At 62.3% G+C, this 13,714-nt stretch carries 9 protein-coding genes; 5 read left to right on the forward strand and 4 right to left on the reverse strand.

The annotated features are described in order from the left end of the window. Positions 1 to 205 precede the first annotated feature (205 nt). Positions 206 to 988 (forward strand): enoyl-CoA hydratase-related protein, encoded by a 783-nt coding sequence (locus HFK74_RS11770; protein WP_180203641.1) that lies wholly within the window; start codon positions 206 to 208, stop codon positions 986 to 988. Further along, the gene (locus HFK74_RS11775; RefSeq protein WP_180203642.1) at positions 985 to 2,166 is read left to right on the forward strand and encodes an acetyl-CoA C-acyltransferase family protein; all 1,182 of its coding nucleotides are present in this window, start codon (positions 985 to 987) and stop codon (positions 2,164 to 2,166) included. The genes HFK74_RS11770 and HFK74_RS11775 overlap by 4 nt, the downstream gene beginning before the upstream one ends. 113 nt (positions 2,167 to 2,279) lie before the next feature. On the opposite strand, the gene HFK74_RS11780 is transcribed toward HFK74_RS11775, so the two are convergent. Further along, complete coding sequence (locus HFK74_RS11780) at positions 2,280 to 3,155, reverse strand: LysR substrate-binding domain-containing protein (RefSeq protein ID WP_180203643.1); 876 nt, start codon at positions 3,153 to 3,155, stop codon at positions 2,280 to 2,282. Between the two features lie 108 nt (positions 3,156 to 3,263). Here HFK74_RS11780 and HFK74_RS11785 point away from each other — a divergent pair, with 108 nt between their 5' ends. Next, positions 3,264 to 3,677 (forward strand): ester cyclase, encoded by a 414-nt coding sequence (locus HFK74_RS11785; RefSeq protein ID WP_180203644.1) that lies wholly within the window; start codon positions 3,264 to 3,266, stop codon positions 3,675 to 3,677. Between the two features lie 236 nt (positions 3,678 to 3,913). On the opposite strand, the gene HFK74_RS11790 is transcribed toward HFK74_RS11785, so the two are convergent. After that, the gene (locus HFK74_RS11790; RefSeq protein ID WP_180203645.1) at positions 3,914 to 8,410 is read right to left on the reverse strand and encodes a hemagglutinin repeat-containing protein; all 4,497 of its coding nucleotides are present in this window, start codon (positions 8,408 to 8,410) and stop codon (positions 3,914 to 3,916) included. A 90-nt stretch (positions 8,411 to 8,500) separates the two neighbouring features. Beyond that, positions 8,501 to 10,225 (reverse strand): ShlB/FhaC/HecB family hemolysin secretion/activation protein, encoded by a 1,725-nt coding sequence (locus tag HFK74_RS11795; protein ID WP_180203646.1) that lies wholly within the window; start codon positions 10,223 to 10,225, stop codon positions 8,501 to 8,503. 298 nt (positions 10,226 to 10,523) lie between these two features. Here HFK74_RS11795 and HFK74_RS11800 point away from each other — a divergent pair, with 298 nt between their 5' ends. Both HFK74_RS11800 and HFK74_RS11805 read left to right on the forward strand, forming a co-directional pair. Then, the gene (locus HFK74_RS11800) at positions 10,524 to 11,642 is read left to right on the forward strand and encodes an HlyD family secretion protein (protein ID WP_180203647.1); all 1,119 of its coding nucleotides are present in this window, start codon (positions 10,524 to 10,526) and stop codon (positions 11,640 to 11,642) included. Beyond that, positions 11,639 to 13,231: a DHA2 family efflux MFS transporter permease subunit gene (locus HFK74_RS11805; RefSeq protein ID WP_180203648.1), complete on the forward strand. Its 1,593-nt coding sequence runs from the start codon at positions 11,639 to 11,641 to the stop codon at positions 13,229 to 13,231. The genes HFK74_RS11800 and HFK74_RS11805 overlap by 4 nt, the downstream gene beginning before the upstream one ends. 27 nt (positions 13,232 to 13,258) lie before the next feature. Here HFK74_RS11805 and HFK74_RS11810 read toward each other — a convergent pair whose 3' ends face one another. Continuing rightward, complete coding sequence (locus tag HFK74_RS11810) at positions 13,259 to 13,699, reverse strand: carboxymuconolactone decarboxylase family protein (protein WP_180203649.1); 441 nt, start codon at positions 13,697 to 13,699, stop codon at positions 13,259 to 13,261. Positions 13,700 to 13,714: the final 15 nt, after the last annotated feature.

The following is a 13,714-nucleotide window of genomic DNA, read 5'->3' on the forward strand; positions in this document are numbered from 1 at the left end:
TATCAAGCGAGTTCGGCTCTGGATGAGCGGATGACCCTACTATTGGTGGATTCGCCGGACCGCACCATACCCCGAATGGGTGTGTGGGTCGTTTTGACGGCGCGATATGGCAAAAAGCATCAGGTCGGTTGACCCGTTTTGTCATAGCTGCGGGGATTGCCTGACGCTTAAAGTGTCCATTGAACCGACTCTGCCAGAGCCATCCATGACCGACCTGATCAAACAAGAACTGCGCGATGGCGTGCTGACACTGACCATCGATCGCCCCGACAAGCTCAACGCGCTGACCAACGGCATGTACACGCGCTTGGCCGACCTGCTGTTTGCGGCCGACGAGAACGACGAAATCCGGGTGGTCATCGTCACCGGTGGCCCGAACTGTTTTACCAGCGGCAACGACCTGGTGGACTTCCTGCAAGAGCCGCCGACGCACCTGGACAGCCCGGCATTCCGCCTGATGCGCGCCGTGACCCACCTGCAAAAGCCGTTGATCGCGGCGGTGTGCGGGGCCGCCATCGGCATCGGTACCACCCTGCTGCTGCATTGCGACCAGGTGCTGGTGACCCGAAACGCCAAGCTGCGTACGCCGTTCGTCAACCTGGGCCTGTGCCCCGAGTTCGGCGCCAGTCTGCTGTTGCCTCGCCGGCTCGGCCAGGCCCGCGCGGCGCGCCTGCTGCTGTTGGGCGACAGCCTCGATGGCAGCGAAGCGGTGGCCTGGGGCCTGGCCAACGAAGCCTTCGATGACGGCGAACAGTGCCTGGCCGCGGCCAACAGGATTGCCCAACGCTTCCTGGCGATGCCCCAGCAGGCCCTGCGCCAATCCCGGCAACTGATGACGCAGGCCGGCATGGCCGAACTGCAAGCCACCCTGCGCGAAGAAAACCTGCTGTTCATCCAGCGCCTCAACACCGTCGAGGCGAAAACGGCCTTGAACGCCCTGCTCAATCGCAGTACAGATAAGAATCCAGCGAAAGGAACACAACCATGAACACCCCGGAAATCTACGTCGTCAGCGCCGCCCGTACCGCCATTGGCACCTTCGGTGGTTCACTCAAGGATGTGCCACCGTCGGAGCTTGCGACCACCGCCGTGAAAGCCGCCCTGCAACGTGCCGGTGTAGAGCCGGCGCAGGTCGGTCACCTGGTGATGGGCCACGTGATCCCGACCGAAACCCGCGACGCCTACATCTCCCGGGTTGCCGCGATGAACGCCGGCATCCCGAAGGAAACCCCGGCCTACAACGTCAACCGCCTGTGCGGTTCGGGCCTGCAAGCGATCATCAGCGCAGCGCAGACGCTGATGCTGGGCGATGCCGACATCGCCATCGGCGCCGGTGCCGAATCCATGAGCCGCGGCCCGTACCTGCTGCCATCCGCCCGTTGGGGCGCGCGCATGGGCAATGTCCAGGCCGTCGACTACATGCTCGGCATCCTGCATGACCCGTTCCAGAACATCCACATGGGCATCACCGCGGAAAACGTCGCCGCGCGCAACGGCATCACCCGTGAAATGCAGGATGCCCTGGCCCTGGAAGACCAGAAGCGCGCAGCCCATGCGATTGCCAATGGCTACTTCAATGACCAGATCGCGACCGTGGAAATCCAGGATCGCAAGGGCACCAAGCTGTTTAGCGTCGACGAGCATCCACGCGCCACCTCCCTGGAACAGTTGGCTGCGATGAAGCCGGCGTTCAAGAAGGACGGCTCGGTCACCGCCGGCAACGCCTCGGGCCTCAACGACGGTGCTGCCGCACTGGTCATGGCAACCGGTGCCGCGGTACAGGTCAACAACCTGCGCCCACTCGCCCGTCTGGTCAGCTACGCCCACGCCGGCCTCGAACCGGAACTGATGGGCCTGGGCCCGATCCCGGCCACCCGCCTGGCCCTCAAGCGCGCCGGCCTGACCGTCGCCGACATGGATGTGATCGAAGCCAACATCGCTTTCGCCGCACAAGCCTGCGCAGTCAGCCAGGAACTGGATCTGGATCCGGCCAAGGTCAACCCGAACGGCTCGGGCATCGCCCTGGGTCACCCGGTGGGCGCGACCGGCGCCATCATCGCCACCAAGGCCATCCACGAACTGCACCGCGTCAATGGCCGTTACGCACTGGTGACCATGTGCATCGGTGGCGGCCAAGGGATTGCGGCGATTTTCGAGCGTACTTGATCCCTAGGAGCGGTGCAGGAGCTGTCGAGTGAAACGAGGCTGCGATCTTTCGATTCTGAAAAACAAGATCAAAAGATCGCAGCCTGCGGCAGCTCCTACAGGTAAGAGCCTTTTCAAGTAAGACCCGCGCCCGACATCAGCCCCTCGGTCAGCAACGCGACCAGAGGTTGCACCAGATGTTGGGTGCGAGGCTCATCGCCAATCACCGCGACTTCCGTGGACGGCAACGTCGGCAGCTTTTCCGACGGTTCAAGAATGCGCATCCCCTCCTGCAGGAACGAGGTTCCCAGGGCAGTAATTCCGAGCCCGGCAGAAACCGCCGCCTGCACACCACCAAGGTTGCTGGCCAGACACGCCGACGACCATTCCCTTTGCACCGAGCCCAGCGCCTCGATCATGATCGCGCGGTAGCCGCACGGTGGTCGCATCATCACCAGGCGTACCGGTCGCAACGCTTCCATCTCGTAGTCGCTGGCTGCCATCCACATCAAGGGTTCACGCCAGATAACACGCCCGCGTTGGGCCGCGCCCATCTTGCGCTTGGCAATCACCACATCCAGAAGCCCGGCTTCATGCTCGGCCAGCAGGTCGTGGCTCAGCCCGGTGGTCAACTCCAGTTCCAGGTCGGGATACAGCTTCCTGAAACGCGACAACAGTCTGGGCAGTTGCGTGGGCACCAGGTTTTCGGAAATGCCCAGGCGCAGGGTATTGAGCGTCACCGGCGCCTTGATGTCGCGCATGAACGCATCGAAGTGCAACAGCATTTTGCGCGCCCCGACCAACAGCCGTTCGCCCTCGGCCGTCAGCGCCAAAGAGCGGCTGGTGCGCTCGAAAACCCGCATGCCCAGGATCTCTTCCAAACGCAGGATCTTCTGGCTCACCGCCGATTGAGAACGTGCCACCACCTCGGCTGCGGCCGTGAAGCTGCCGGTCTCCGCCACCGCGATAAACGCCCGAAGCAAATCAATATCAAGGTCGCCGGACTGCATGATGTATTCGCCTTTCAACTGAATGCGATAAATATTATGCGTTGGAGTTCTAGATGGCAAAACTCGAATATTGCTCCATAGCCACATCCCATTCGAGAGGAACACAACATGTCCGCTAACCAAGCCGTAGAAATCGTCGAAAACTTCTGGCGCGAAGTCTGGCAGGCACGAAACCCGCAAGCAGCGGCCAGGTTCGTCGCCGAAGACTTTGTCATCACTTCCGGCGGGGTCGATATCACTGGTCGCGAGCAGTTCATCGAATGGATCGCTGCGTTCCTGGCGAAGATCGAAGACTTCCAGTTCGGCGCCATCGAAACCTTTCAGAACGCCGAAGGCACCCGCGTGGCTTCGCGCTGGAAACTGTCCGGCAAGAACAACGGATTCGTCGGCGGACGCGCCTGCCGCACGCCTTTCGAAATGCTCGGCACCGCAGTCTGGGAAGTGCGCCCCGATGGCCTGCTGAAACACAACTGGGTCGAGCGCAACTCGCTGGAAGTCCACCGCGACATGATCGGCCTGTGAAACCGCTGACGGTCATCCTGCTGCTCCTGCAAGTCCTGACGCCGTCCCGCGGTGCCAGGCCACCGCAAGTCATCATGGACACCCGCGACTGCGTGCACCCGTCGACGTTGCGGTAAATGCCTGCAAATAAGCTTACTGGCGATGGCGAATGTTACGCCGCCATCGCCAGCAAGCCGGCTCCTACAGGGGTACGTGGGCGTATGTCTCGCCAAAACCGTGGGAGCCTGCTGGTTGGGTTAGAGTTTGCCCTCGTCAATACCTGCCTGCAGCGAATCGGTATCGAATCGGCTGCCCACACTGACCGGGCCGAAGTTAAGCGTTTGCAGATCGCTGGTGGATACCTCGAGTTTCACGCCCTCGAGTGCCGGTTTTTGTGGCAGTTCCAAACCGGCCTTGATCCGGTGATCAAGGTTGCTCAGGCTCGTAGTGCCAACTTTGGAGTCGCCCAGGTCAACGCGCCCCTCTGGCGAGGCGATGCGGGTCCCCGTCAGTTGTGTCGCGCCGCCCACGGCGAGGTTTACGCCCTGGGTGCCGTTGATGCCGGTGGCCTGGCTCACGCTGACCTTGTACGCATACTCGCCATCAAACTTGAAAGTCGGCTTGTAATCGAAGGCCTTGGGGACCGCGTTTGTCGCGACGCTGTCGGGTTCTGCCGGCGCGGGCTTGTTGCCAGTCAGGCCGAGGTCGACGTTGAAACGCTTGTGGTTGAGCTGGTCCTGCCGGCTTTGCACCGTCAGGTCACCGCCGACCTTGCCACTGACCGCACCGGCATCGATCCGCGCACCCGCCAGTTGCATATCACCGGCGCTTTCGAGCTCCACGCGGTCGGCCTTGGTCAGGCTGTTCTGCGCAGTGGTGCTGCGCAGGTTATCGATCCCCATCTTGGCCTGGCCATTGAAGCCGTAGTCGATGGACGCTACCCCCGCTGGATCCGCGGCCGTCGGCGTAGTGCCACCAAGGTTGCCACCGCCCTTGAGTCCGACATTCCAGTTGTCGCGGGTTTTGCTCGACTGAGCCGATTCAAGATTAAGCCCGCCCTCCCCGGCAACAAAACGTACGTCCGGTGCGCTGGGTTGAGTGCCTTGCAGATGTATCGACTCGCCCGCCAGGGTGATCCTTTCCTGACTGGTTATCTGCCCGCCCGACAGGGAACGGCTGGTTTCATTGACCCGGCCGGCGTTCAGGTTGGCGTTGAACAGGCCCTTGTTCTCGTCAGTCATCTCGCTGCTGGTTTTGCTGCCGCCCAGATTCAGGCCGCCACCCAGGTTGAGCCCGCGAGTCTGTTCGGTATCGGTGGCCGCTTGCAGGTCGAGTTTGCCGTTGCTGATCAACTCAATCGGTGCCGGCGTATCGATGGCTGTCCCTTGATGAACCTGATCGCCGCCGCTGCTCAACTGCACGGGACCGGTTGCCTTGATACTGGCAACGTGGGCCCTGCTACCGTCGGTGCTGGCATTTTTGTAATCCAGCTGGGCGCCACCGCCCACGTCAATATTGGTGCCCTCCGCTCCCGGAAAGGTATCGCCTTTGATCCAGGCACTGCCGCGCAGGCTGGAGTTCTCGTTGAGTTCACGGTCGTTGGCCTGGTTCATCGCCAATGTGCCGCCGGTCTCGACCTTGACGCCGGCCTTGCCACCGCCCAACTCGCTGCCCTCGAACCGGCCGCTACCGCCCAGCTCGACATTCACACCCTGTTTGCCGGCATAGCGCCCGACTACCGCAGTGGACGTCTCTTTGTGGATGCGACTGCTGCCGCCTTCGCCGTTGGCGGTGACATTTACGTCTTCGCCGGTGGTGGTGTAGACCCGTGCGTCGACCTTGGCATCCACCACCGTGTCAGTCCGGTCATGGGTGTTGCGGGCGGCTTCGGCGATCAACTGCTCGGCGCTGATGTTCAACGCGCCGTTGTTAGCATCCCAGCGCGTGCCCTGGTCCAGTAGCGTGCCTTTGACGTTGACGTCCACGGCGCCACCGGTGAACTGACTGACCAGCACATTGCTGTTGTGCTCCTCGAAACCGGCGCTTTTATGGCCCACGCCAAGGTCGATCCCAAGATTAGGCTTGCCAAGTTTGCCCACCCCTGAGATGTCCGGCACTTTGCCGGTGAGCACATCCTTGACGGCGCTGATAACGGGGCGGGCTATGTTTTTGTATTCAACGTTAATACCAGCGTCGACTGTGGAGTTGTTTTCCGAGTGAGTGGTGCTGTCGGTGTTCTGCGCCACCCGGTTTTCTACGTCATCGGCCGCAACTTTCACAGCTTTTTTGCCAGTGACCTGTGCGCCTTCGGTGACCAATTTACCGGTGTTGATGCTGACCTGGCCGCTGCCCTCGACCGAGGTGGTCTGGGCGGTGGTTTTGCTGGTGGTGTCCTTCGACGCCGAATGCCCGATTTCTGAGCCGCTGCCCAGGCGGTCAAGGCCGCCGGTGACGTAGATACCGCCTCCCGTGGTGCTCCGTTCTGTCGAAGTGGTGAGAATGTCCTTCTCCTCCAGCAGTTGGACGGTCTTGCCGCTGAGGTTCACATCGCCTTTGGTGGCTGCAAGTTCGGCGCCTTTTACCTTCAGGTCACCGCCAGCGTTGACGTGCAGTTCGGCGCCGCGCAGGCTCGATTTTTCATTGCGGGTTTCACTGCGGCGTTCGGTCTTTTCGTTAGCCGAGTAACGTACACCGGCGCGATATTGCCCGGCGCCCGGTGCATTTTCCTTGGTATAGGCGTCGAAGCCGCGGTGTTTGCTGATGTATGTGCGGCTGGTCTTGTCCTGCGCCGAGTGCACATTCACGTTTTCCTGGGCGTTGGCAGTCAGGGTGCCACCGGCCTTGAGCGTCGAACCCACTACCTCGATGTCCTTGCGACTCCTGACGGAGAGGTTGCTGTCGGAGCTCAACTTGCTGCGCAGGGTGATGCTGTCATCGCTGCCGTGGCTAGAGGTCTTTTGTACAATGCCGAGGAATTTGTTGTCCTTGTTGTAGGTTGAGGACCGGGAGGTCTGCACTACCCCATCAACGACCAGCGACCCAACGTCGCTAATGACCGCCGAATCGGTCGCACCGCGCGCCTGACTGCCGGTCACGTGCACGTCGTCGGCCTGGATGATCAGGCGACCCGATGCGTTGATGGCGCTGCCCTGGTGCCAGGTGCCCAACTGGTCTTCCTGGCCCTTCTTGCCGAAAAACGCCCCGCCCACCAGATCACCGCGGTAACGGTCGTCCTTCTTGCTGTTGGTATGGCTGGTGGTGGTAATTTCCGCCCGCTGGGCGGCGAGCTGGATGTCGTGGTCACTGTCCAGCTTGGCCCCTTCGGTGCGCAACAGGTTCCCGGCGGTCAAGGCGATGTTGTCGCCCTGCAGCTCGGTGACCATGCTGCTCTGTTTTTCTTCGCGGGTTTCCCAGTTTTCACTCCAGAGGAACTTGCGATGCTTGCCCTCGTGGGTATCCGTAACACTTTCGGTGGCGGCAGTGAGGCGCAGGTTGCCGGCACTTTGCGCCTGCAATTGCTGCCCGGCCTTGACTTTCGAGGCCTTGATATCCATGTCGGCGCCTGACGACAGATGCACGTCGCGACTGCCGCTCACCCGATTGCCATGGTGACGCAGCTCGTTGTGAGTTTGCTTCTCCTCGAAGGTTTCCCAGGTACCCGGGGCGTCCCTGAAGAGTTCATGGCGCTTGCGGCCCTCAAAGGTCGTCAGTGTCAAGTTGCGTCCCGCATGGGCCTGAACGTCCCGGCCGGTCACATCCGTGGCAGCCAGGCTCAGGTCATCGCCGCTGTACAGGCCGATATCGCCCTGGGTACTGCGCAGGCTGGCGGGAGTGAATACGTACTCGTCGCCCACTACTCCACCGCTAATGGCCAGGTCGCCTGCGGAACGAATCTGCACGCCGTCACGGCCTTCGACCTGGACCGGCCCCACCCGCACGCCAGCACCTTCGGCAGTGCTGATAATGTTGATGCGCCCGGCCTGCATCGCGCCGAACAGTCGCGCATCGATACGTTTGTCAGCGCTGAAACCGGTGGGATCAACGTAGGTCACTTGACCGCTGGGGTAATCCACCGAGTTGCGACCGACCGTGACGTGCAACTGATCGCGGGCGGCGATCTTGCCCTCGCTGTCGATGCGCGGCGCAATCAGGCTGATCGAGCCTTCATTGTTGTGCAGGCCGGCGCCCTTTATCGCCAGCTCCCCGCCGACGTTGCGGGTGCTCAAGGCGTGCAGCTGGCCGTCGATCACTTCCGGACGCCCGACCACCAGGTGCGCGTTGGGCGTATTGATAAAGCCCCCGCCATTGACCGACAGGCCGTTGGGGTTGGCCAGTATGTAATCGGCAGCGCGGCCGAAAATTTCCTGGGTGCCGTTGATGGTCGAGGCATTGCGGCTGATCACCTCGTTGAGAATCACACTTGCGGCCTGGCCCTGGAACTGCGGGTTGGCAGCCAGTTGCCCGGCCAGTTGCGACACCCCGCCTTGCAACGCGTTGTTCAACACCAGGCCCTGGCGGTCTACGTTGTAATCGAGGAACTGGTTGTGGGAAAGACCGGCCCCGTTGGGAGCAACGATGTCAATGATCGGCACGCCGTTCTGGGTTTGCAGCTGGGCAACGCCGCCGGGGCCGGGAGCCACCACGACCCCCGAGGCCAGTACATTGGGCAGGGGAAGTACCAGCAACAGGCTGGCAATTGCCCAGCGCAGCTGGCCTCTTGGCGATAGATAAAATGCAAATGCGTGTGCAGGCATAAAAACCTCTCATTTCAGGTGCAATGTCGCGGCGCGCAAGAAGGACTGCCGTGGCTGGCGCACACAGGACCATCGGCGGGTTGGTGGTGCTCAGAGCTGCAATCCGACTCGCATCAGCCACACCGCGGGTTCGGTCCTGAAACCGTCAGGTGTGTTGAGGCTGCGTTGGTAATCGACATCCACTTGCAGGTTTTTCCAGGCGAGGTTGACCCCCAGGCCGGCGCCATTCAGGCGTTGGCTGGGGGCATCGCGAACGGGTTTGATCCAGCCGCTGTCCAGGCTCAGGCGCGGGGTGATGCGCAGCGCTTGATCGGAGTTCAGTGGCAGCCGCAGGGTGTTGCGCCAGACCGCGCCACTGGCACCGGATGCGCTGTTGAGCCGATAGCCGCGCACCGCTGCGTCATCGGTACCCAGCAGTTGTTCGATGGCGGGCAGCGGGTCGGGGCTGTATTGCACGTTGAGCTGGCTCTGCCACTGCCAGGCCAGTTGGCCGAGCTGGCCGGTACGCCACTGGCCGAGGCCGGCGCGGTACTTGCGAAACTGGGCCCTGGGTTGGCGTTTGTACTTACGATCAGAGTCATCATCCGCGCCGAACCAGCGCAAGCCCTGTGCGTAGTTGACGTCCAGGTTCCACACTGCACTGTCGAGCCAGAACAGGTTCAAACCGGTTTCAGCCACGGTCAGGGTCGGGCTCTGGATGGTCAGGCGGGAATCACTCAGGTAGCTGTCGACAGCCTTGTGCGCCAATTGCAGGTTGGCGCTGAGCAGTTGGTTCTGGCCACGCCACAACACCCGATCGGCCCGCAGGGCAAACTGCTCGGTGGTGCCGGTGCTGTGCAGGCGCAGCGCCACGGTTTTGAACGGCGCGCGGTATTCGGCATGGCTTGCCAATACACTCCAGGTCCAGTAACCGTAAGGGACGGCGTAGTACAGGCTGACGCTGCGGCTGAAGCGGTCGCCCTGGTTCAGCGTGTCGCTGAAACCCAGGCTCAACACGTCGTTTAATTGAAGTGGAGAATCGACCACCAGGCTCAGGTTACTGCGGTCGCGCCCGGTGCGTGCGCCGCCCAGATTGTCCTGGCCCAGGTTCAGTGCCCAGCGCGACTTGCCGCTGCTGCGAGAGAGCAGGATGATCCGCGACGCACCGGGCTGCCCGCCGGGAACAATGTCGGCACTCAAGTCGAATGAGCGCAGGCGGTTCAACTGGTCCAAGCCCTGTTCGAGATCCCGCAGGTTCAAGGGCTTGCCGAGCACTCCCGGGAACGCCCCACCAAGAGAGATGGGCAGGCTCTGATCCGCCAGTTCGATAGACTCGACGTAACCTTCATCGACCAGGATATCCAGCGACTGCCCCGCCTCAGGGGGGGCGCTCAGATAGGGCCGACTGGCAATGTAGCCTGCTTGCACGTAAAGCTCGGTGATGGTTGCCAGGAGCCGGTTGATCTGGCCGGGACCCATGCATGACGCCACCAACGGGGTGATTTTCCGGTCGAGACTTTGCCGCTCGATCAGGGTCGCGCCGCCGACTCGCACCCCGGACAAAGGCCAGCAACGCTCATCAGCAGTGACTGCAGTGGGCTTTGTCCGAGTCTCTGGCCCTGGACCCAGGCTGCCGCGTTCAAGTTGCCGAATGCGCTGTTCCAACTGCAACTGCTGCAGGTCACGCTGTTGCTGCTGCTGCTGGCGCAGGACCTCTTGCCCGGGTGCGGCCAATTCGGCCGCATGCAACGGCGCCCCGCAGAGCCCCAGCAGCAATGCCGGCAGGAGCGCTTTTGGGCGGGGATGACGAGGTAAAGCGCGAATGAAATTCGGCACCTGACTTCCTGACGGCTCTGAAAAGGCGTGGTGCCGTTTCGTCTATGTATTTCATCGTCAGGGCGCCGCTCGGTCTTATGCAAGATCGCGATTACACTTCCGCAACACATCTAACATTTTGTATAACGTGACCTGGCTGCCTCACATTTTTCCTTCCGGTTTCCTACATTTTCTCCACGAATTCCCCTACGCGCCGCTGCTCCCATCTGACGGTCGGTAGGAAAAAGAAATTGCCGGTAAATATTACATGCGTCATATTACTATCGTAATAATCGCCCGCAGACCACAGGTGTTTTCCATGACCAGCATGCCCAGTCCCGATCCCGAAGTTGCTGTCCAGGCGCAATCCAGGTCGCCCCAGCGCAAGCGTTTGTTGCTGCTGACAGCCAGCATCGCCGTGCTGATCTTCGCTGGCCTGTACGCTTCACACTGGTGGACCAGCGGTCGCTTCATCGAGGAGACCGATGATGCCTATATCGGCGCCGATGTGACGGTGATCGGTCCCAAAGTCGCAGGTTACATTGAGGAAGTGCGGGTCACCGACAACCAGCAAGTCAAGGCTGGAGATGTGCTGATCCGCCTCGATTCCCGGGACTACCGCGCCCGCCTGGCCAAGGCCGAAGGCGCAGTCGCGGCCGAAGAAGCCCTGCTCGCCAACCTCGACGCCACCGAACAACTGCAACAGGCCGTGATCGGCCAGGCCCGCGCCGGCATCGATGCCGCCGGTGCCGAAACCGCCCGTTCGCGGGACGACGATGCCCGCTACAAAAAGCTGGTCAGCACCAACGCCGTCTCGGTGGAAAGCGCACAACGGGCCAACGCCACATTCAAGACCGCCCAGGCGCAAAGCAACCGCGCCCAGGCTGAACTGCTGGCGGCGCAGCGGCAGTTGAACGTAATCGCCACGCAGAAACAACAAGCCCGCGCGGCCCTGGTTCAGGCCCGTGCCGAGCGCGACCTGGCGCAGTTGAACGTCGGCTACACCGAACTTCGCGCGCCGGTGGATGGGGTGATCGGTAATCGACGGGCACGGGTTGGCGCGTATGCCCAGGCCGGTTCGCAGCTGCTGTCGGTCGTACCGTCCAGCGGCCTGTGGGTCGATGCCAACTTCAAGGAGGATCAACTGGCGCGCATGGTGCCGGGGCAGCGGGTGATCATTCACGCCGACGTGCTTTCGGGCCAGGAATTCCATGGTCATCTGGACAGCCTGGCACCGGCCAGCGGTTCACAGTTCAGCGTGCTGCCACCGGAAAACGCCACCGGCAACTTCACCAAGATCGTCCAGCGGGTACCGGTGCGCATCCACCTCGACCCGGCCGACGGCGTGCTTGGCCACCTGCGCCCCGGCCTGTCGGTCACCGCCGAAGTGGACACGCGCCAGGAGCCTGAAGCGCCAGCCGTGGCCAGCGCGCCATGAGCCGCGCCCTCGCCGCCCCGGCACAACCGTTCAATGCCGCGAGCATGGCGACGGCGACCAAGGTTTTCGCCTTCGCCAGCATGTGCATCGGCATGTTCATTGCGCTGCTGGATATCCAGATCGTCTCGGCGTCGCTGCGCGACATCGGCGGCGGGCTCTCCGCCGGCACCGATGAAACCGCCTGGGTGCAGACCAGCTACCTGATCGCCGAAATCATCGTGATCCCCCTCTCCGGCTGGCTGTCCCGGGTGTTCTCCACGCGCTGGTTGTTCTGCGCATCCGCCGTGGGATTTACCCTGACCAGCCTGCTGTGCGGCGTGGCCTGGAACATCCAGAGCATGATCGCCTTCCGCGCCCTGCAAGGCTTTCTCGGCGGCTCGATGATCCCGATGGTGTTCACCACGGCGTTCGTTTTCTTCACCGGCAAGCAACGGGTGATCGCTGCTGCAACCATCGGCGCGGTGGCGTCCCTGGCGCCTACCCTGGGGCCGGTGATCGGTGGCTGGATCACCGACATTTCGTCCTGGCACTGGCTGTTCTACATCAACCTGGTGCCGGGGATTTTCGTGGCCGTGGCCGTGCCGATGCTGGTGAAGATCGACCAGCCTGAACTGTCGCTGCTCAAGGGCGCCGACTATCTGAGCATGGTGTTCCTGGCGCTGTTCCTCGGCTGCCTGGAATACACCCTCGAAGAGGGCCCGCGCTGGAACTGGTTCAGCGACCGCACGATCCTGACCACGGCGTGGATCAGCGGCCTGGCGGGCCTGGCATTCATTGGCCGCACCCTGCACGTGGCCAACCCGATCGTCGACCTGCGTGCCTTGAAAGACCGCAACTTCGCCCTCGGCTGCTTCTTCTCCTTCGTCACCGGCATCGGCCTGTTCGCGACCATTTACCTGACACCGCTGTTCCTCGGCCGGGTACGTGGCTACGGCGCGCTGGACATTGGTCTCGCGGTTTTCTCCACCGGTGTGTTCCAGATCATGGCGATTCCGCTGTACGCCTTTCTGGCCAACCGCGTCGACCTGCGCTGGATCATGATGACCGGCCTCGGCCTGTTCGCCTTGTCGATGTGGGATTTCAGCCCGATCACCCATGACTGGGGAGCCAAGGAATTGATGCTGCCGCAAGCGCTGCGCGGGATCGCCCAGCAACTGGCGGTACCGCCCGCGGTGACACTGACCCTCGGCGGCCTGGCGCCAGCACGACTGAAACACGCTTCGGGGTTGTTCAACCTGATGCGCAACCTGGGCGGCGCCATCGGCATCGCCGCCTGCGCGACCATCCTCAATGACCGCACCAACCTGCATTTCACCCGGTTGGCGGAGAACCTCAACAGCACCAACGAAGCGCTCAACCAGTGGCTGTCCCAGGTCGGCCACAACTTCGCCGCCCTTGGCCAGAGCGGCGACCTGGGTGTCACCGCCAGCCTGCGCCAGCTCTGGCTGCTGACCTACCGCGAGGCGCAGACACAAACCTACGGCGATGCGTTCCTGATGATCATGGTGTGCTTCATCGTCGCCACGGCGATGGTGCCCTTGATGCGCAAGGTGCAACCACCGGCGGCGCCGAGTGCCGATGCCCATTGAGGCTCGGCACTGGTCATGGACGTAAAATCAGGCCTGAGGCGTCTTGCGGAAGCCCACTGCCAGGCGGTTCCAGCCGTTGATGGTGTTGATCGCGACGGTCAGGTCGACCATTTCCTTGGGGGTGAACTGGGCGGCGACCACTTCGTAGTCTTCGTCTGGCGCATGGGTCAGGCTGAGCTGGGTCAGCGATTCGGTCCAGAGCAGTGCGGCGCGTTCGCGCTCGGTGAAAAATGGCGCCTCGCGCCAGGCTGTCACGGCGAACAGGCGACGAGGGGTTTCGCCGGCCTTGATCGCGTCGGCGGTGTGCATGTCGATGCAGAAGGCGCAGCCGTTGATTTGCGAAGAGCGCAGCTTGACCAGTTCGATCAGGGACTTTTCCAGTGGCAGTTTGGAAACGGCGGTTTCCAGGGCGATCATGGCTTTGAGGGCGTCAGGGGAAGCGGTGTAGAAATCGATACGCGGTTGCATGGCATGCTCCTGGGC

The sequence above is a fragment of the Pseudomonas sp. SbOxS1 genome (genome assembly GCF_013416725.1).
GTDB lineage: Bacteria > Pseudomonadota > Gammaproteobacteria > Pseudomonadales > Pseudomonadaceae > Aquipseudomonas.